This window comes from Alsobacter sp. P4_H11 (assembly GCF_056400925.1).
Genome location: NZ_JBFUKI010000007.1, coordinates 176500 through 194316, shown reverse-complemented (window position 1 = coordinate 194316; position 17817 = coordinate 176500). Strand labels below are relative to the sequence as shown.

The window sequence follows — 17817 nt, the reverse complement described above, 5'->3', positions numbered from 1 at the left end:
CGAGGGCGAGAGAGCCTCTTCGGCTCAGCGCAGCTTCGCCTCGAGCTCCGGGAGCAGCACGACGCTTTCCTGCTCGTTCGGGTCCGTGCGGGCGATGATGGCCACGCAGGGCTCGGTGTCGCTGGTGTTGTAGGGCAGGTGGGGAACGTCGGCCGGGATGTAGCAGTACTCGCCGGCGTTGAGGTCCATGTGCTGCTCGAGGTTGGGACCGAACCACATGGCCGAAGAGCCGCTCAGGACGTAGATCGCGGTCTCGTGCGACTCGTGCTTGTGCGCGTTGGCCTTAGCGCCCGGAGGGATCGTGACCATCTGCATGTGCAGGTGTCGAGATCCGACCGTCTCGGCGGAGATCCCGGGCTTGTAGGGAAGATTCTGCTTGCCGGTATATTCCGCGCCGGGCCGGACCTTCCGGCAAGTTGGCGCGCTCTCCGGTGTTTGCGGCGCGGTGGCGGGCTGAGCGTTGAAAGCCATGGCTGACCTCCTGATGGGTGCGAACTCCGATTGCCCCCATTCAGCGCCGGCCGTCGACGACGCGCAACCGTGTGCTTGGCTGCTCAGGCGGCCGCGGCCTCCTGCCTCGCCGGCAGCCCCGCCAGCAGGCCGATCAGGGCCCGGTCGTGCAGCACCACCATGGCTTCCTTCGGGTGCAGCCACTCGATCACGTCGTCGACGGATTCGGCGTCCATCAGCTTGGCTTCCGCCACCGCGCGCTCCCGGTCGATCTCGCCGCGCTTGCGGCGGGGGGCGGCGGGCAGCATGGCCTCGTGCCGCGACCGGAACAGCGGGTCCGCATGGAGGGCGCGCACCGCGACGTCGTCGTCAAAGCCGGCCTTGTCGAGCTCCCGCATCAGCGCGTTGGCGCGCGTCGCGATCGGCGGGGGCGAAGTCTCCTCGGGCGTCAGCAGCAGCCCGGCGCGCTTCAGCGCGAGACCCATCGACAGCATGCCGGACGCCGCCGAGATCGGGATCGCGAGCACGAGGCCCAGGATGGTGGGCGACATCCAGCCAAACAGCGACGGCGCGATCATGAAGGCCGAGATGCCCGTGAAGATGCCGAGCAGCATCTGCAGGCGATGGCGGCGGACGATGTCGCGGAACGGGATCGAGCCGTCGTCGCGCCGCTGAGGGTTCCAGCCGGTGTCGCGCCCGGCGATGATCTGGAATACCGCGCCGGACTGGATCACCATCAGGATCGGCGCCAGCAGGGCCGACATGATGACCTCGATGATCGCCGAGATCACCAGCCGGAAGCCGCCGCCGCTGGCGCGCCGCAGCGAGCCGCGGATCAGCGCCAGGATCAGGCCGAAGAGCTTGGGGGCGAGCAGGATCGCCATCGTGATGCCGAAGAGCTGCAAGGCGCGCTCGGCGTCGAAGCGCGGCCAGGCTGGAAACAGCGAGAACTCGCGCGTGAAATATTCCGGGCGCACGTAGCGCGTCTGCAGCACCAGCACGATGCCAACCACGAGTTGCGACAGCCAGAGCGGCGAGGCCAGGTACGAGAAGATCCCGGTCGCGAAATGCTGGCGCGTCGGCCAGGTCAGGCCGGCCGCGCCGATCACGCGCGAATGCTGCAGGTTGCCCTGGCACCAGCGGCGGTCGCGGGTGGCGAGGTCGATCAGCGACGGCGGGCTTTCCTCGTAGCTGCCCTCCAGGTCTGGCAGCATGTAGACGGTCCAGCCGGCGCGCCGGATCAGCGCCGCCTCGACAAAATCGTGGCTCAGGATGTGGCCGCCGAAGGGCGGCTTGCCGGAGAGGTGGGGCAAGCCGCAGTGATCCGCGAAAGCCTTGGTGCGGATGATGGCGTTGTGGCCCCAGTAGTTGCCTTCCCGGCCGGACCAGACCGCGAGGCCGGTGGCAATCACGGGGCCGTACATCTTGGCGGCGAACTGCTGCAGGCGCGCGAACAGCGTGTTGCGATTGATGATCAACGGCAGCGATTGAATGATGCCGGCGTCCGGGTCAGCCTCCATGGCGGCGGCGAGGCGAGTCACGCAGGCGCCCGTCATCAGGCTGTCGGCGTCCAGCACCAGCATGTGGTCGTAGGCGCCGCCCCAGCGGGTGACGAAATCCTCAATGTTGCCGGCCTTGCGGTTCGTGTTCTTCTGCCTGTGCCGATAGAAGAAGCGGGCCTTGGGGCCCAACCGCTCGCGCAGCGCCCAGAAGGCGCGTTCCTCGGCCACCCAGGCGTTCGGCTGGGTGCTGTCCGACAGAATGAAGAAATCGAAATGATCGATGAGGCCGGTGGCGTCGATCTCCTCGTACATGGCCTGCAGCGAGGCGAAGACCCGCGACGTCGCCTCGTTGTAGACCGGCATGACGACGACCGTGCGGGCGCGCAGGCTCTTGGGAACCGGCGGCGTCCGGCGGCGCAGCAGCAGCGCCACGAAGCCCAGGATCGCGCTCGTGAAAGCCAGGGCGATCCAGGAGAAGTTGACCGTAAACAGCGCCACGAGGGCCCACTGCAGCGCCGTGACGCCCGAGACCGACACGACCCGGTACATCTCGGAAGCGCCCCAGACGGTGAGCGCGATCGCGCCCGCAAACACGAAAAGGCGCGCCAGCCAGGGCTTGGGGCGACGCACGAGCGGCTTGCGCGTCTGCCTGCGCGACCACGTCCCAAGCGCCTGCACGGGCATCGCCAACGGCGATTCCGGCGGCAACGGCGGGTGATCCGCCGGCGCGATCACGCCGAGGGGCGCGTGCGGCGAAGGGGCGGCTACGGTGTCCAACGATACAGCCATGTCTCGCTCAAGGGCTTCCCGCCCGCTTCCAGCACGAGCCTCAATTCACAGGCGGTCTCGTTGCCGGGTTCGAGTTCGAAACCCACTCGGTAAAGCTTGCGTTCCGGATAGGGCCACAACCTCAGGTTCGATACCACGCCGGTCGCCGACGACAGCATCGCCTTGAGTTCCGCAGCCGTTTGGGCGGGCCGCAGCATGTCGCCCGTGAAGTCGACCGCGAAGCGCCGGGCCGTGGCCGTGCGGCCACGCCCGACGCGCGTCGATGTGACCTGCGCGAGGGGTATGCGCTCCGGCGGCTGCCAACACCAGAACTGCCGATAGGCGACCGAAACGTCGGCTCCCGGCTGAAGAGGCTGCTTGGGCCGCCAATAGGTCAGGACGTTGTCGTTGATCTCGGACTCGGTCGGGATCTCGACGAGCTGCACGAGGCCGGGCGACCAGTCGCCGATGGGCTCGATCCAGAGGCTCGGGCGGCGCTCGAAGTTCTGGTCGTCATCCTGGAAGGCGGCGCTGTCGCGGTCGCGTTGGATCAGCCCGAAGCCTTTCGGCGCGGGATCCACGAAGGCCGAGATCTGCAGCGTCTCGGGATTGGACAGAGGCCGCCAGATCCACTCGTCGTTGCCGTTGTGGATCTGCAGGCCGCCGCTCTCGTACACGGCGGGGCGCAGGTCATCGACGTTACGCCGGTCGTTGGGGCCGAACAGGTAGGTCGACGTCATGCCGGCCACGCCCCAGTTCTCGACGGGCGCCCGGGGAAACAGCGTGATCTCGGTGTCGATGATCGAAACGTCGCCGGTGCGCAGCGTGAAGCGGTAGGCGCCCGTCACGCTTTCAGAATCCAGCAGCGCGTGGATCACGAGATTGTCGGTCCGCGCCGCTGGTTGCTCGATCCAGAAGGCGCGGAAAAGGGGGAATTCCTCGCCCTTGGGATCGCCGGCCTTCAACGTGAGGCCACGCGCCATGACGCCGAGGTTCTGGCCCCGCGCGGACGAGCGGAAGAAGGTCGCGCCCTGGAAGATCGCGACTTCGCGCTGGCGGCCGTTCTGCGGGTCGCCGAATACCTTGAACCCGGAGAAGCCGAGGTCGGGCAGCGTCGCCGGGACCTTCAGCGATCCGTAGTCGAAGCGGCTGCGATCATAGATCACGCGCCGGACGATGCCGTCTTCGACGACATAGAGCGAGACGGCGCTCCCGAACGCGAAGCCGCGGTGCAGCGGCTCGACCGTGAAGCCGCGTCCCTCGTTGTTCCACAGCACGGCGCCCGGCTGGGCGCGTATGCCGATATATTGCTCATAGTTCAGCGCGTTGAACGGCTCAGGCAGGTCGCTCGAGGGCGCCTGATAGGCGCGCTTCGACAACAGCCGCGCGAGATCGGCGAGCGTCGTGGCCGTGAAGCGCTGCCCCTCGCCAAGCGCGCTCTGCAGCGCCTGCGCGACGAAATTCTGCCCCAGCGCCGGCGACGCGGCCGCCAGCGCGCCCGCGCCAAGGCCCCAGGCCAGCAGCGAGCGACGGTCCATCCGCGGCAAAGCCGCATCACTACCGTTGTGTGGGGGTACTCTCGACATTCAGTGGGAGACCTGTTTCGGACCCGCGGCGCATGAAACCACGCGCGAAGCTCGTGGCGCTACCCAACCGGGCGGGCTTCTAGCACATTATAAGGGCATCGCGAGACGTTTCCGAGGCCGCAAAATGGCCGATCGGCCGGGTTCTGGCGGTTTGTACGGCCCCGACCCGCAGACTTCACAGCTTGGAGCCGTCCGGGCGCGCGACCTGGCAACTGGTGCCGTCGGCCCGCCATTTTCCGCAGAGTTCGGCGGCCGCGGCGGCGTTCTCGAACGGCCCGGCGGTGAGGCGGTGGCGGACCGGCGTCCCGTCCGCCTGAATCACGCTGGCGGTGAGGCTGCCGACGCTGCTCTTGTGGCGCTGCTGCAGGATGCGCCACCAACCCCAGAGCGTTTCCGCGCTGGAGGCTTCGCCGAGCAGGAGCGTGAAGCCCAGCGGCTTGGTGACCGTGGTCTCGGTCGGGTTCGCGGTTGCGGCCGGCAAAGCGCCGGTTGTGGCGACATCCGGCAGGGCGGGCGCGTTGTTGCGGGCGAGCGGAGCCGTTGCGGCAGGGCTGCTGAACGCCTGCGGGGCAGGCGTGCGATCCAGGAGACGCGCAGCGAGACTGGGAGCCATCAGCAGGAGCGCCGCCACCGACGCGCCCGCCCAGGCGGCCCCGAGCGTCGTGACGCCGGGCGTCATCCTGGGCGCTTGGGCCGGGGCCGCCGCGAAGGCGTCGCCGGTTCCGATCGCGAAGCTGGGCTCAATTCGGGAATAGTTCATCAGGCAGCCTGGCGGCGGCGGCGGGCTTGTGAGGCGCCGACGCCGTGGTTAATCCATGGAAACCATAAGTCGGTATCGTAAACGAAACCCTGTCAGCCGAGTCGAGCGCCCATGTCGGACATCGTCGCCCCCGCCGCACCGCCCGCCACCGTGGCCTCGCCAGAGGGCGTCGATCTCGAGACCGGCGGCGATCTGCGAGAGGAATTGCTCGCCCCGATCGTCGCGCGGCGGGGACTGGCCATCATCCTGGCGGCCGGCGAGGGCACGCGCATGCGCTCCGCCCTGCCGAAGGTGCTGCACCGGATCGCGGGGCTCAGCCTGCTCGGCCACGTGGCCAAGGCCGTCCAGGCGGCCGACATCGACGCGATCGCGGTGGTGGTCGGGCCCGGGCGCGAGGACGTGGCCGCGGAGGCGCTGAGGCTCGCGCCGGGCGCGCGCGTGTACGTGCAGGCGGAGAGGCGCGGCACCGCGCACGCCGTGCTGGCCGCGCGCGACGCCCTGGCGGAAGGCTTCGATGACGTCGTGGTGCTGTTCGCCGATACGCCGCTGGTGACGCCCGCGACGGTGCGGCGGCTGCGCAATGCGGTGGGCGAGGGCGCCTCCGTGGCGGCGCTCGCCTTCGAGGCCAAGGACCCGACGGGCTACGGGCGGATGATCGTCGAGGAAGGGTCTCTGGTCGCCATCCGCGAGCACAAGGACGCGACCGAGGAAGAGCGGCGCGTGACCCTGTGCAACGCCGGCCTCATGGCGCTGGACGGCCGGCATGCGCTGGAACTGCTCGAGGGCATAGGCTCCGACAACGCCCAGGGCGAGTTCTACCTGCCGGACGCCGTGGAGCAGGCGCGCGCGCGCGGATACGCCACGCAGGCGCTGGTCGCGCCCGAGGACGAGGTGCGCGGCGTCAACGATCGTGTGCAGCTCGCGGCCGCCGAGGCGATCATGCAGGCAAGGCTCCGGGACGCCGCCATGCGGTCGGGCGTCACCATGGTTGCGCCCGAGACGGTGTTTCTCAGCCACGACACCGTGATCGGCCAGGACACGCTGATCGAGCCGAACGTGTTCTTCGGCCTCGGCGTCACGGTCGGGACCAACGTCGCCATCCACGCCAACTGCCATTTCGAGAAGGCCACGATCGGCGATGGCGCCGAGGTGGGCCCGTTCGCGCGGCTGCGGCCGGGCGCGGATCTCGGCGAGAAGAGCAAGGTCGGCAATTTCTGCGAGGTGAAGAACGCGCAGGTGGCTGCCGGGGCCAAGATCAACCACCTCAGCTATGTGGGCGACGCCACCGTGGGGGCGAAGGCCAATATCGGGGCGGGCACGATCACGTGCAATTACGACGGCTTCAACAAGGCCCGGACGGTGATCGGCGCCGGCGCCTTCATCGGCTCGAATTCGGCGCTGGTCGCCCCCGTGTCGATCGGGGACGGCGCTTTCGTGGGCTCCGGCTCGGTGATCACCGACGACGTGCCGGCCGACGCGCTCGCGCTCGGGCGCGGCCGGCAGGTGGTGAAGGCCGGCTGGGGCAAGGCGTTCCGGGACGCCAACAAGAAGGGCTGAGCCGCGGCGGCGGGGGCCGCGGCTCCCGTCAGCTCAGACCTTGCCCTGCAGGGCGACCGCGATCTCGTCCAGCACGGCCGGATCGTCGATGGTGGCCGGCATGGACCAGCTGTCGCCGTCGGCGATCTTCTTCATGGTGCCGCGCAGGATCTTGCCCGAGCGGGTCTTGGGCAGGCGGTTCACCGTGATGGCGATCTTGAACGCCGCAACCGGGCCGATCTTGTCGCGCACCAGCTTGACGATCTCCTTCTCCACGTCGAGCGGCGAGCGGTTGGCGCCGGACTTCAGCACCACGAAGCCGCAGGGCTGTTCGCCCTTGAGCGCGTCCTTGATCCCGATCACGGCGCATTCGGCCACGTCCGGGTGCGAGGCGAGGACCTCCTCCATCCCGCCCGTCGACAGGCGGTGGCCGGCGACGTTGATGATGTCGTCCGTGCGGCCCATGATGAAGAGGTAGCCATCCTCATCCACGAAGCCTGCGTCCGAGGTGTTGTAATAACCCGGATAGGCCGAGAGGTAGCTTTCCTTGAACCGGTCGTCGGCATGCCAGAGCGTGGGCAAGCAACCCGGCGGCAGCGGCAGCTTCGCGACGATGGAGCCCATCTTGTTGGGGCCGAGCGGATGGCCGCCCTCGTCGAGGATCTGCACATCCCAGCCGGGCATCGGGACGGTGGGCGAACCGTGCTTCACCGGCAAGGCGCCGAGGCCGAGCGGGTTGGCCACGATGGGCCAGCCGGTCTCGGTCTGCCACCAGTGGTCGATCACCGGGACCTTGAGGATCTCCTCGGCCCATTGCACCGTGTCCGGATCGGCGCGCTCGCCAGCCAGGAACAGGGCGCGGAAACCGCCCAGATCGTAGCGCGCGAGGTGCTTGGCCTCCGGGTCGTCCTTGCGGATCGCCCGGAACGCCGTCGGGGCGGTGAACAGCGCCTTGATGTCGTGCTCGGCGATCATGCGCCAGAAAGCGCCGGGATCCGGCGTTCCCACCGGCTTGCCCTCATACACCACGGTGGTGCAGCCGATCAGCAGCGGCGCGTAGACGATGTAGGAGTGGCCCACCACCCAGCCGACGTCGGAGGCGGCCCAGAACACCTCGCCTGGCTGCATGCCGTAGAGGTTGGTCATCGACCACGCGAGCGCGACCATGTGGCCGCCATTGTCGCGCACCACGCCCTTGGGCTTGCCGGTGGTGCCGGACGTGTAGAGCACGTAGAGCGGATCGGTCGCCAGCACGGGGACACAGTCCGCCAGCCGGCCCGCCGCCTTGGCGGCCGACACGGCGGCGGCCCAGTCGTGGTCGCGGCCGGGCTGCATGGCGGCTTCGCATTGCGGGCGCTGGAGCAGCAAGACCGATTCGGGCTTGTTGGACGCCAGCGCGATGGCTTCGTCCAGCAGGGGCTTGTAGGTCACCACGCGGTTCGGCTCGATGCCGCAGGAGGCCGCGAGCACGAGCTTGGGCGTGGCGTCGTCGAGGCGGGTGGCGAGCTCCTTGGAGGCGAAACCGCCGAACACCACCGAGTGGATCGCGCCGATGCGGGCGCAGGCCAGCATGGCGATCACGGCCTCGGGGATCATCGGCATGTAGATGATGACCCGGTCGCCCTTGTGCACGCCGAGGTCCTGGATGACGGTCGCCAGCGCGGCGACCTCGGTCTTCAGCTCCGCATAGCTGAGGGTGCGCTTCGTCCCCGTGACCGGGCTGTCATAGATCAGCGCGGCCTGGTCGGGACGCGTGGCGGCGTGGCGGTCGACCGCGTTCCAGCAGGTGTTGCATTCGGCGCCCACGAACCACCGCCCATAGGCGCCCTGATCCGGATCGAAGATCGCATCGGCAGGCTTGATCCAGTCGACCGCCTCGGCGGCCTCGGCCCAGAACGCCTGCGGGTCGGCTTTCCACTGCGCGTAGGTCTCGGGATAGCGGCTCTGCATTCGTCCCTCCCAGGATTTGTCCCACTGATACGCAGGCGTGGCCGGCGAACAAGACGACGGAAGTCGAGTTTAGCCCAAAGATGGAGACGGCCGCAGCGCGCCGGTCGGGTCTGCGCGGCGGCGGCTTGTCGGTGAGGCGCAAACCTGCGACCACTTTGCTCCCGCCGAACGATCCCCCGCCGATGATCGAAACGCCTCTCTTTTTCGCGATCGCGATCCCAGCCGTCGTGCTCATGGGCATGTCGAAGGGCGGCTTCTCGGGCCTCGGGCTGATCTCGATGCCGATGCTGGCCCTGGTCGTGTCGCCCGTCACGGCGGCCGCCATCATGCTGCCGATCCTCATCGTGCAGGACGCCGTGAGCGTGTGGGCCTACCGCCGGGATTTCGACCCGAGGCTCCTCTACATCATGGTCCCGGGGTCGATCGCCGGCATCGCGATCGGCTGGATCTTCGCCTCGCAGGTGCCAGAAGCGGCGGTGCGGGTCGGGGTCGGGCTGATCTCGGTGGGCTTCGTGGCGCTCTACTGGCGCGGGCGCAGCGTCATGGAGGAGGCCGAGCGGGAGCGACGCTCGGTTCTGGCGGGCGGGTTCTGGGGCGTGGTGGCGGGCTACACGAGCTTCGTCGCCCATGCGGGCGGGCCGCCTTTCCAGGTCTATGTGCTGCCGCAGAGGCTTTCGCCGCTGCTCTACGCCGGCACCAGCACGATGTTCTTCGCCATCACCAATCTCGTGAAGGTGGTCCCCTACGTGGCGCTGGGGCAGTTCTCGACCGATAACCTGCGCGCCTCCGCGCTGCTTTTCCCGCTCGCCATCGCGTCGACGTTCCTGGGCGTCTGGATGGTGAAGCGGATCGACGCCAAGCGGTTCTTCACGCTCATCTACGTGCTCAGCTTCGTGGTCGGCGTGAAGCTGATCTGGGATGGCCTGCGCGACCTGCTCTGAGGCGCCGTCCGACGATCGATCGATTGCCCGGCTCCGGCCGCACCGCTACGGTTCCGCCCGAACTTCGAAGCCGGCGGGAGGCGTGGCCATGGCGTCCGACATCTACGACATCGACCTCGACAAGAACCCGGCCAACTTCCAGCCGCTGACCCCGCTGTCGTTTCTGGAGCGCGCCGCACTGGTGTTTCCGGACCACACGGCGATCATCCACGGCGCGCTGCGCCGGAGCTATCGCGAGTTCCACCAGCGCTCCCAGCGCCTCGCATCGGCGCTGGCTAAGCGCGGGATCGGCCGCGGCGACACGGTCGCGGTGATGCTCGCCAACACGCCCGCCATGCTGGAGTGCCACTACGGCGTGCCAATGACGGGCGCCGTGCTGAACACGCTGAATACGCGGCTGGACCCCCCCATCATCGCGTTCTCGCTGGATCACGGCGAGGCCAAGGTGCTGATCGTGGATCGCGAATTCGCCAAGATCGTCGGACCGGCGCTCGCGATGGCTACCGTTAAGCCGCTGGTCATCGACTACGACGATCCGGAGTTCACCGGCCCGGGCGAGCGGCTCGGATCGCTCGACTACGAGGCGTTGCTGGCCGAAGGGGACGCCAGCTACGAGCGGGCGAGCCCGGGCGACGAGTGGGATGCGATCTCGCTGAACTACACGTCCGGCACCACCGGCAATCCCAAGGGCGTCGTCTACCACCACCGCGGCGCGGCGCTGCTGGCGCAGGGCAACGTGCTCACCTGCAACATGGGCAAGCATCCGGTCTATCTCTGGACGCTGCCGATGTTCCACTGCAACGGCTGGTGCTTCCCGTGGTCGATTTCGGCTGCCGTCGGCACGCATGTGTGCCTGCGCTATGTCCGGGCCGCCGCCATGTACGAGGCGATCGCGGAGCACAAGGTCACGCATCTGTGCGGCGCGCCCATCGTGATGTCGACGCTGCTGAATGCGCCCGACGCCGAGAAGCGGCCACTGCCGCACGTGGTGGAGTTCTTCACGGCCGCCGCGCCGCCGCCCGAGGCGGTGCTGGCCGCCATGAAGGCGGCAGGCTTCAACGTGACGCATCTCTACGGGCTCACGGAGACCTACGGGCCGGCTGTGGTGAACGACTGGCACGCCGACTGGAACGACCTCGATCCGGCCGCGCAGGCGGCCCGCAAGGCCCGCCAGGGGGTGCGCTATCTCGCGCTGGAAGCGCTGGACGTGAAGGACCCGGTCACGATGGAAAGCGCGCCGGCCAACGCCGAGGTGATCGGCGAGGTCATGTTCCGCGGCAACGTGGTGATGAAGGGCTACCTCAAGAACCGCAAGGCGTCCGACGAGGCGTTCGCGGGCGGCTGGTTCCACTCGGGCGATCTCGGGGTGAAGCACCCGGACGGCTACATCCAGCTCAAGGACCGGTCCAAGGACATCATCATCTCGGGCGGCGAGAACATCTCGTCCATCGAGGTCGAGGATGCGCTGTTCAAGCATCCGGCCGTGCAGGCCGCCGCGGTGGTGGCCAAGCAGGACGACAAATGGGGCGAGACGCCCTGCGCGTTCGTGGAGTTGAAGCCGGGCCGGGAGGCCACGTCCGAGGACCTGCTGGCGTGGTGCAAGCAGCACCTGGCCGGCTACAAGTGCCCGCGGCACATTGTGTTCGCCGAACTGCCGAAGACCTCGACCGGCAAGGTGCAGAAATTCCGCCTGCGCGAGATGGCCCGGGATATCTGAGCGGCCGCTTAATCCGGGCCCAAAAACAAACCGCCGCAGCGCGAATGGCGCATGCGGCGGCGAACTCACTCGGGGGACGCCACAATCACAGCGTCGGCCTGACCCTCAGTGCAGGGTCGGCTTGGCGGCCACTCGAAGCCGCTCGATCTGATCTTTCAGCAACAATTTCTTACGCTTCAACTCGGCGAGCCTGAGATCGTCCCCACTCGGGGCGCCTAGTTCCTTCTCGATCTCCTTGTCGATGGCCTGATGGCGGCGCTCGAGCTCCGCCAAATGGGACTGCAAAGCCATGCGATACCTCCCACGTTGGAACGTCATCAGTCTGACACAGGACCGCTCGAAGGGGGAAGCTATTCCGTAGAATTTCCGCCACCGCCGCCCGGCCCTTCAGGGAGGTAGGCGCCCTGCATGCCGACGGCAAGCGGAAGCGATGCGCAGCGCGTTCGACGGTTGCCGTGAGGGATGCTTGACCTCGGCCGATGCGCCAACCGCCGACCTCGGGTGGGCGACTCGCCCTCAGCCGACTTGCCCGCCGCGCCGCGTCTGGCATAGTGGATCGGTTCGCGACGGCGGGCGTGATGGGTCCCATCCATTGAACATGAACATCGACAGCACCGAGCCCACCGACGTCCAGCTCGCAGCTGAGTTGGCCCGTCTGCAGACCGAGCACCGCGACCTCGACGCAGCCATCTATGCGCTCGAAGGCATCGTCGCCGCCGACCAGTTGCAGATTCAGCGGCTCAAGAAGCGCAAGCTGGCCCTCAAGGACCGGATCATCCGGCTCTCGGACCAGATCACGCCCGACATCATCGCCTGAACGCGAGCCTGTTGGCCTTCGCGGCGTAGAGGGAGCGGTCGGCCTCCTGCAGGGCGTCCTGCACGGTCTGCCCCACCGTGAGCCCATGCGCGCCGAAACTGGCGCTGATCGGGATCTCGAGGCCGCGCCACTCCGCCGGCGAGTCGGCCAGGATGAGTTTCAGCGCGGCGGCTTTCTCGGCCGCGATGTCCTGGTTGGCGTGCCAAAGCAGAACCGCGAACTCGTCGCCGCCCAGCCGGGCCACCGTGTCGGAGGCGCGCAGGTTGCTGGCGAGCACGGCCGCGGTCTTGGCCAGCACGGCGTCCCCCGCCGGGTGCCCGAGCTGGTCGTTCACCTGCTTGAAGCGATCGAGATCGAGCAGCAGAAGCGACACCGGGACGCTGTAGCGCTCCGTGTAGGACAGCGCCCGCCGCAACTCGCGGATGAAACCGCGCCGATTCAGGACGCCGGTCAGCTCGTCGACATGCGCGAGCTCCTCCAGTTCCGAAATGCGGGATTTCGCCTGGGCGAGTTCGCGCGTGAGCTCAGCCACGCGGGCGCCCTCCGAATGAGGGCAAACCGTATCGAAAGGAGGGGTGACGTGGTTCACGATCGTTTCCGGCTATGCTAGCGCAGGGGGAGCGCGTTCTATAGTCCGCCCTGTTTTTCTTGAAAGCCGCTTAACTTTTGCGGGAGAGTTGGAATGAAGGCCCATAAACCAGTCGCCGTGATCATGGGCAGCCAGTCCGACTGGGCGACGATGCGTCATGCGGCCGAGACTCTCGAGGCGCTGGGGATCGGGCATGACTGCCTGATCGTCTCGGCCCACCGCACGCCGGACCGCCTCTACGACTTCGCCAAGGGCGCCAAAGCGGCCGGCTACCAGGTGGTGATCGCGGGCGCGGGCGGCGCGGCGCATCTGCCCGGCATGACGGCGGCGCTCACGAGCCTGCCGGTGTTTGGCGTGCCCGTGGAATCCAAGGCGCTGTCGGGGCAGGACAGTCTGCTCTCGATCGTCCAGATGCCGGCCGGAATCCCGGTGGGGACGCTGGCGATCGGCCGCGCCGGCGCGGTGAACGCCGCCCTGCTGGCGGCCGCCGTGCTGGGCCTCAACGATCCGGCGCTCGCCGACCGCGTGGACGCCTACCGGGCGCGCCAGACGGGCGCGGTGGCCGAACGACCCGTCAACGAGGCATGAGCATGCTGCATCCGGGCCAGACGATCGGCATCCTGGGCGGAGGGCAGCTTGCCCGCATGATGGCGCTCGCGGCCGCGCCGCTGGGGCTGAAATGCCATGTCTACGCGCCGGCCGGCGACAACCCGGCCTTTCAGGTGTCGGCGGCCGCCACGATCGCGGCTTACGACGACCAGGAGGCGCTTGCGGCCTTCGCGAGCGCCGTCTCGGTGGTCACCTACGAGTTCGAGAACGTGCCGGCGGCCACCGCGGCCTTTCTGGCGGAGCGCGTGCCCGTGCTGCCCGGGCCACGCGCTCTGGCGGTGACGCAGGACCGCTTCTCCGAAAAGAGCTTCCTGCGCGACATCGGGCTCGGCACGCCGGACTTCCGGGCGGTCGATGATCTTGCGTCGCTGGAGGCCGCCGTGGCGGCGCTGGGACGGCCCAGCGTGCTGAAGACGCGGCGCTTCGGCTATGACGGCAAGGGCCAGACCGTGATCCGGCCGGAGAGCGATCTGGCGGAGGCCTGGGAGACGGTGGGGCGGCAGCCCTCTATCCTGGAGGCCTTCGTGCCCTTCCTGCGGGAAGTCTCGGTGATCGCGGCGCGCGGGCGGGACGGCGACGTCGTCGCGTATGACGTCTGCGAGAACGAGCACCGCCATCATATCCTGGCGGTGACGCGGGTTCCGGCCGCGCTGGACGGCGAGGCGAGCCATGCGGCGCTGGAACATGCGGCCCGGATCGCGACCGCGCTGGACTATGTCGGCGTACTCGGCGTGGAGATGTTCGTGATCGCGGACGGCGGGCGCGAGCGGGTGCTGATCAACGAGATCGCGCCACGCGTGCACAATTCCGGGCACTGGACCACGGACGGGGCCGAGACGTCGCAGTTCGAGCAGCATGTGCGCGCCGTGGCGGGCTGGCCGCTGGGCTCGGCCGCCCGGCGCGGCGAGGTCGTCATGAACAACCTGATCGGCGACGAAGCGGACCAGTGGCGGCAGATCCTGGCCGAGCCCGGCGCCCACCTGCATCTCTACGGCAAGGCGGAGGCGCGGCCCGGCCGCAAGATGGGTCACGTCACCCGCGTGACGCCGCCCGGGCGCGCTTAACGCGGGCTGAGCCGCCCAGCCCAAAGGCCGCGCCCGAAATTCGAGCATTTCGGCCGTGGACAAGCCTGGGTGATTCTGTTAATCCACCGCATCCCGGCGTTGGCGCCTGCGCGTCACCCAGCCGAAACCCTTTCAAATCGAGACACGGGAAAACGACGCGTGCAGGTTCTCGTTCGTGACAACAATGTCGACCAGGCTCTCAAGGCGCTGAAGAAGAAGATGCAGCGCGAGGGCATCTTCCGCGAGATGAAGCTCCGCGGGCACTACGAGAAGCCCTCCGAGAAGCGCGCCCGCGAGAAGGCCGAGGCCGTTCGCCGCGCCCGCAAGCTGGCTCGCAAGCGCGCCCAGCGCGAAGGCCTCCTGCCGGCTCCGAAGCCGAAGGTCGTCGGCGGCGCTGCTCGCTGATCCTGCGCGCGGTCCGCGCGACCGCGTCTGGCACTATCCAACGGCGCCCCGACCGGAAGGTCGATGGGCGTCGTCTGTTTTTGGTTGCCTGGCGGATGAGCGGTTGTTGCAGAGCCGCAACATGCGCGTGGTGAGCGAATTCTTAAGATCCGTTCGTCACCTTCTCGCTCCAATTCGCCCGCATGCGTGACCGCTGGTCGTGATCACGCCTCGCGGCCTCGTTGTTTCGCTGGACATTGAAAGGTCCCGTCATGCGTCTTTCGCTGCCGCGCCCTGCTCCGCTGCGCCAAGCGGCCCGTCTCTCGGTGTTGTGCCTCGCAGTGGCGCTCGCGGGTTGTGAAACCGTCGGCCGCGGCATGAGCGGAGGCGCCGGGGTCGCCGAGATCGAGGAAGACAAGTCGGGCGCGCAGGCGATCAACATCACGTCGCTCACCGAGGTGATCCAGCGCAATCCGAACGACGTCAGCGCCTACAACACGCGCGGCGCCGCCTATGCGAAGATCGGCCGCTTCCAGGACGCGATCGCGGACTTCAGCAAGGCGCTGCAGATCAACCCCGGTTACGCGCCGGCCTACACCAATCGCGGCCTCGCCTACCGGCAGACCAACCGCAATGATGCGGCGCTCAGCGATTTCACGGCCGCCATCCAGGCGAACCCGAGCTATGGCCCGGCCTATCTGGCGCGCGCCAACCTGCTGCGGGCGCAGAACAACTACAACGAGGCGTTCTCGGACCTGTCGCAGGCCATCAAGCTCAGCCCCGAGTCGGCGCAGGGATACCATGCGCGCGGGCTGATCTATCAGCGCCAGGGCCAGCACAAGCAGGCCATCAACGACTTCGACGCCGCGATCGACCGGGATCCCTTCGCGGGCGCCCCCTACCAGGCGCGCGGCGCCAGCCTGATCGCGGTCGGCAAGTACGACGCGGCGGCGGAAGACTTCAACGCCGCTCTCAACGTCGACAACCGCAGCGCCGACGCCTGGGCGGGCCGCGGCATGGCGTATGAGAAGCTGGGCGACAAGGCGAAGGCGACCGAGTCCTACCAGCGCGCGCTGGTGGTGGACGCCAACAACGCGGCCGCCAAGGAAGGCCTGTCGCGCGTCGGCGGGCGTGGGGCCGGCGGGTTCTTTTGAGAGCCTGAGCGGCTTTCTTCGAGCGTTCGCAGGCCGCGGTTCACCCGCGGCCTTTTTCGTTGGCGCACCCGGAAACGCAAACGGCCGGCGCTGAGGCCGGCCGTCGAACGCGTGGAAACCCGGCGCCTTAGTGCGCCATGGCCTTGTTTATCTCTTCCACCATCTTCTTGGCGTCGGCGAAGAGCATCAGCGTGTTGTCCTTGAAGAACAGCTCGTTCTCGACGCCCGCATAGCCGGAGCCCATGCCGCGCTTGATGAACAGCACCGTCTTGGCCTTTTCGACGTCCAGGATCGGCATGCCGAAGATCGGCGAGGCCGGGTCCGTCTTGGCGGCCGGGTTGGTGACGTCGTTGGCGCCGATCACGAAGGCGACGTCCGCCTGCGCGAACTCGGAATTGATGTCCTCGAGCTCGAAGACCTCGTCGTAGGGCACGTTGGCCTCGGCCAGCAGCACGTTCATGTGGCCGGGCATGCGGCCCGCCACGGGGTGGATGGCGTACTTCACCTCCACGCCTTCCTTCTTGAGGTTGTCGGCCATCTCGCGCAGCGCGTGCTGCGCCTGGGCGACCGCCATGCCGTAGCCGGGCACGATGATGACCTTGGAGGCGTTCTTCATCATGAAGGCCGCGTCCTCGGCGGAGCCCTGCTTCACGGGTCGGGTCTCCTTCTCGCCGGCCCCGGCGGCCGCGCCGGAATCGCCGCCGAAGCCGCCCAGGATCACCGAGATGAAGGAGCGGTTCATGCCCTTGCACATGATGTAGGACAGGATCGCGCCCGAGGAGCCGACCAGCGCGCCCGTGATGATCAGCGCGAGGTTGCCGAGCGTGAAGCCGATGCCGGCCGCCGCCCAACCCGAGTAGGAGTTGAGCATCGACACGACGACCGGCATGTCCGCGCCGCCGATCGGGATGATGATGAGCCCGCCCAGCACGAAGCTGACCAGCGCGATCAGCCAGAATACGAGCAGCGACTCGGTGCGAACGAAGACGATGATCAGCACCACCAGCAGCACGGCGAGGCCGGCGTTGATGACGTGGCGCTGCGGCAGCATGATCGGCCTGCCGCCCATGTTGCCGTTGAGCTTCAGGAAGGCGATCACCGAGCCCGTGAACGTGATCGCGCCGATCGCCACGCCCAGCGACATCTCGACCAGCGAGGCGCCGTGGATATGGCCCGGGAGGCCGATGCCGAAGGCCTCGGGGGCGTAGAGCGCGCCGGCCGCCACCAGCACGGCCGCAAGGCCGACCAGCGAGTGGAAGAAGGCGACGAGCTGCGGCATCGCGGTCATCGGGATGCGGCGGGCCACCACCGCGCCCGCGCCGCCGCCGATGGCGAGGCCGAGCAGCACGAGCAGCCAGCCCATCGCGCCCGCGGGCGGGGCCAGCGCGAGGCTGGTCACCATCGCGATCGCCATGCCGACCATGCCGAACAGGTTGCCTTGCCGGCTCGACGCCGGGGAGGACAGGCCGCGCAGCGCCAGGATGAACAGGATGCCGGAGACGAGATAAAGGACAGCCGCGAGATTGGCGCTCATCGGATCAGCCCTTCTTCTTGTACATGCCCAGCATCCGCTGGGTGACCAGGAACCCGCCGAAGATGTTCACGCTGGCGAGGATCAGGGCGATGAACCCGAAAATGCGGGCCCAGACCGGGCCGCTGTCCATCGCGCCGGCGGAGCCGACGCCGACGGCCAGCAGGGCGCCGACGACGATCACGGACGAGATCGCGTTGGTGACGGACATCAGCGGCGTGTGCAGGGCAGGCGTCACCTGCCAGACCACGTAGTAGCCGACGAAAACCGCCAGCACGAACACGGCGAGGCGGAACACGAAGGGATCGATCGCGCCGCCCGTGGCGGCGTGCGCGGCCGCGCCGGCGGCGGTGGCCACTTGGTCGGCATAGGCCTGGGCGGCGTCGGCGGCGGCGCGCGCGACGCGGGCGGCTTCCTGGGCCCTCAGGACGAGGATGTCAGCTGGTTCAGTCGCCATGG

17 protein-coding genes are annotated in these 17817 nt (G+C 68.3%); 8 read left to right on the top strand and 9 right to left on the bottom strand.

Annotation, left to right across the window (positions count from 1 at the left end; translation table 11 throughout):
* Positions 1-24: 24 nt before the first annotated feature.
* From AC1DSZ_RS14345 to AC1DSZ_RS14330, 4 genes are all read right to left on the bottom strand, one after another.
* Positions 25-471, bottom strand: a complete 447-nt coding sequence (locus tag AC1DSZ_RS14345; RefSeq protein WP_476839023.1) for a cupin domain-containing protein — start codon at positions 469-471, stop codon at positions 25-27.
* An 83-nt stretch (positions 472-554) separates the two neighbouring features.
* On the bottom strand, positions 555-2741 hold the full coding sequence (gene mdoH, locus AC1DSZ_RS14340; RefSeq protein WP_476839022.1) for a glucans biosynthesis glucosyltransferase MdoH: 2187 nt from the start codon (positions 2739-2741) through the stop codon (positions 555-557).
* Complete coding sequence (locus AC1DSZ_RS14335) at positions 2717-4258, bottom strand: OpgD/OpgG family glucan biosynthesis protein (RefSeq protein WP_476839021.1); 1542 nt, start codon at positions 4256-4258, stop codon at positions 2717-2719. The genes mdoH and AC1DSZ_RS14335 overlap by 25 nt, the downstream gene beginning before the upstream one ends.
* Positions 4259-4481: 223 nt before the next feature.
* Positions 4482-5066, bottom strand: coding sequence for a hypothetical protein (locus tag AC1DSZ_RS14330; protein WP_476839020.1), 585 nt, complete (start codon positions 5064-5066; stop codon positions 4482-4484).
* A gap of 216 nt (positions 5067-5282) precedes the next feature.
* Between AC1DSZ_RS14330 and glmU the strand changes: the two genes are divergently transcribed.
* Complete coding sequence (gene glmU, locus AC1DSZ_RS14325) at positions 5283-6623, top strand: bifunctional UDP-N-acetylglucosamine diphosphorylase/glucosamine-1-phosphate N-acetyltransferase GlmU (protein WP_476839165.1); 1341 nt, start codon at positions 5283-5285, stop codon at positions 6621-6623.
* Positions 6624-6656: 33 nt separating this feature from the next.
* Here glmU and AC1DSZ_RS14320 read toward each other — a convergent pair whose 3' ends face one another.
* The gene (locus AC1DSZ_RS14320) at positions 6657-8552 is read right to left on the bottom strand and encodes a propionyl-CoA synthetase (RefSeq protein ID WP_476839019.1); all 1896 of its coding nucleotides are present in this window, start codon (positions 8550-8552) and stop codon (positions 6657-6659) included.
* Between the two features lie 182 nt (positions 8553-8734).
* On the opposite strand from AC1DSZ_RS14320, the gene AC1DSZ_RS14315 reads away from it, so the two are divergent.
* Entirely contained in the window at positions 8735-9493 is a 759-nt protein-coding gene (locus tag AC1DSZ_RS14315; RefSeq protein WP_476839018.1) for a sulfite exporter TauE/SafE family protein, read from the top strand.
* Between the two features lie 88 nt (positions 9494-9581).
* Positions 9582-11210: an acyl-CoA synthetase gene (locus tag AC1DSZ_RS14310; RefSeq protein WP_476839017.1), complete on the top strand. Its 1629-nt coding sequence runs from the start codon at positions 9582-9584 to the stop codon at positions 11208-11210.
* Between the two features lie 105 nt (positions 11211-11315).
* Here AC1DSZ_RS14310 and AC1DSZ_RS14305 read toward each other — a convergent pair whose 3' ends face one another.
* Positions 11316-11501, bottom strand: a complete 186-nt coding sequence (locus AC1DSZ_RS14305; RefSeq protein ID WP_188519460.1) for a YdcH family protein — start codon at positions 11499-11501, stop codon at positions 11316-11318.
* Positions 11502-11808: 307 nt separating this feature from the next.
* Between AC1DSZ_RS14305 and AC1DSZ_RS14300 the strand changes: the two genes are divergently transcribed.
* On the top strand, positions 11809-12027 hold the full coding sequence (locus AC1DSZ_RS14300) for a YdcH family protein (RefSeq protein WP_476839016.1): 219 nt from the start codon (positions 11809-11811) through the stop codon (positions 12025-12027).
* Here AC1DSZ_RS14300 and AC1DSZ_RS14295 read toward each other — a convergent pair.
* A complete protein-coding gene (locus AC1DSZ_RS14295; protein ID WP_476839015.1) occupies positions 12017-12559 on the bottom strand; it encodes a GGDEF domain-containing protein in 543 nt (180 codons plus the stop codon). The genes AC1DSZ_RS14300 and AC1DSZ_RS14295 overlap by 11 nt on opposite strands.
* Positions 12560-12709: 150 nt before the next feature.
* Between AC1DSZ_RS14295 and purE the strand changes: the two genes are divergently transcribed.
* From purE to AC1DSZ_RS14275, 4 genes are all read left to right on the top strand, one after another.
* Entirely contained in the window at positions 12710-13204 is a 495-nt protein-coding gene (gene purE / locus AC1DSZ_RS14290) for a 5-(carboxyamino)imidazole ribonucleotide mutase (protein ID WP_476839014.1), read from the top strand.
* A 2-nt stretch (positions 13205-13206) separates the two neighbouring features.
* A complete protein-coding gene (locus tag AC1DSZ_RS14285; protein WP_476839013.1) occupies positions 13207-14289 on the top strand; it encodes a 5-(carboxyamino)imidazole ribonucleotide synthase in 1083 nt (360 codons plus the stop codon).
* Positions 14290-14448: 159 nt separating this feature from the next.
* A complete protein-coding gene (rpsU, locus tag AC1DSZ_RS14280) occupies positions 14449-14694 on the top strand; it encodes a 30S ribosomal protein S21 (protein WP_188519455.1) in 246 nt (81 codons plus the stop codon).
* Between the two features lie 251 nt (positions 14695-14945).
* Positions 14946-15827 (top strand): tetratricopeptide repeat protein, encoded by an 882-nt coding sequence (locus AC1DSZ_RS14275; protein WP_476839012.1) that lies wholly within the window; start codon positions 14946-14948, stop codon positions 15825-15827.
* Positions 15828-15954: 127 nt separating this feature from the next.
* Here the strand turns inward: AC1DSZ_RS14275 and AC1DSZ_RS14270 are convergent, their stop codons facing one another.
* Both AC1DSZ_RS14270 and AC1DSZ_RS14265 read right to left on the bottom strand, forming a co-directional pair.
* Positions 15955-17361 carry an NAD(P)(+) transhydrogenase (Re/Si-specific) subunit beta gene (locus AC1DSZ_RS14270; RefSeq protein ID WP_476839011.1) on the bottom strand — a complete coding sequence of 469 codons (1407 nt, stop codon included), beginning with the start codon at positions 17359-17361 and terminating at the stop codon, positions 15955-15957.
* A gap of 4 nt (positions 17362-17365) precedes the next feature.
* The gene (locus AC1DSZ_RS14265) at positions 17366-17815 is read right to left on the bottom strand and encodes a proton-translocating transhydrogenase family protein (RefSeq protein ID WP_188519452.1); all 450 of its coding nucleotides are present in this window, start codon (positions 17813-17815) and stop codon (positions 17366-17368) included.
* Positions 17816-17817 lie beyond the last annotated feature (2 nt).

Bases quoted from the DNA above. Each gene is read 5' to 3' on its own strand.
- AC1DSZ_RS14320 (WP_476839019.1), bottom strand. From the start codon at position 8,552: ATGCAGAGCCGCTATCCCGAGACCTACGCGCAGTGGAAAGCCGACCCG.
- AC1DSZ_RS14275 (WP_476839012.1), top strand. From the start codon at position 14,946: ATGCGTCTTTCGCTGCCGCGCCCTGCTCCGCTGCGCCAAGCGGCCCGT.
- AC1DSZ_RS14270 (WP_476839011.1), bottom strand. From the start codon at position 17,361: ATGAGCGCCAATCTCGCGGCTGTCCTTTATCTCGTCTCCGGCATCCTG.
- AC1DSZ_RS14285 (WP_476839013.1), top strand. From the start codon at position 13,207: ATGCTGCATCCGGGCCAGACGATCGGCATCCTGGGCGGAGGGCAGCTT.
- AC1DSZ_RS14335 (WP_476839021.1), bottom strand. From the start codon at position 4,258: ATGGACCGTCGCTCGCTGCTGGCCTGGGGCCTTGGCGCGGGCGCGCTG.
- AC1DSZ_RS14265 (WP_188519452.1), bottom strand. From the start codon at position 17,815: ATGGCGACTGAACCAGCTGACATCCTCGTCCTGAGGGCCCAGGAAGCC.
- AC1DSZ_RS14300 (WP_476839016.1), top strand. From the start codon at position 11,809: ATGAACATCGACAGCACCGAGCCCACCGACGTCCAGCTCGCAGCTGAG.
- AC1DSZ_RS14315 (WP_476839018.1), top strand. From the start codon at position 8,735: ATGATCGAAACGCCTCTCTTTTTCGCGATCGCGATCCCAGCCGTCGTG.
- AC1DSZ_RS14305 (WP_188519460.1), bottom strand. From the start codon at position 11,501: ATGGCTTTGCAGTCCCATTTGGCGGAGCTCGAGCGCCGCCATCAGGCC.
- AC1DSZ_RS14330 (WP_476839020.1), bottom strand. From the start codon at position 5,066: ATGAACTATTCCCGAATTGAGCCCAGCTTCGCGATCGGAACCGGCGAC.
- AC1DSZ_RS14345 (WP_476839023.1), bottom strand. From the start codon at position 471: ATGGCTTTCAACGCTCAGCCCGCCACCGCGCCGCAAACACCGGAGAGC.
- purE (WP_476839014.1), top strand. From the start codon at position 12,710: ATGAAGGCCCATAAACCAGTCGCCGTGATCATGGGCAGCCAGTCCGAC.
- mdoH (WP_476839022.1), bottom strand. From the start codon at position 2,741: ATGGCTGTATCGTTGGACACCGTAGCCGCCCCTTCGCCGCACGCGCCC.
- AC1DSZ_RS14310 (WP_476839017.1), top strand. From the start codon at position 9,582: ATGGCGTCCGACATCTACGACATCGACCTCGACAAGAACCCGGCCAAC.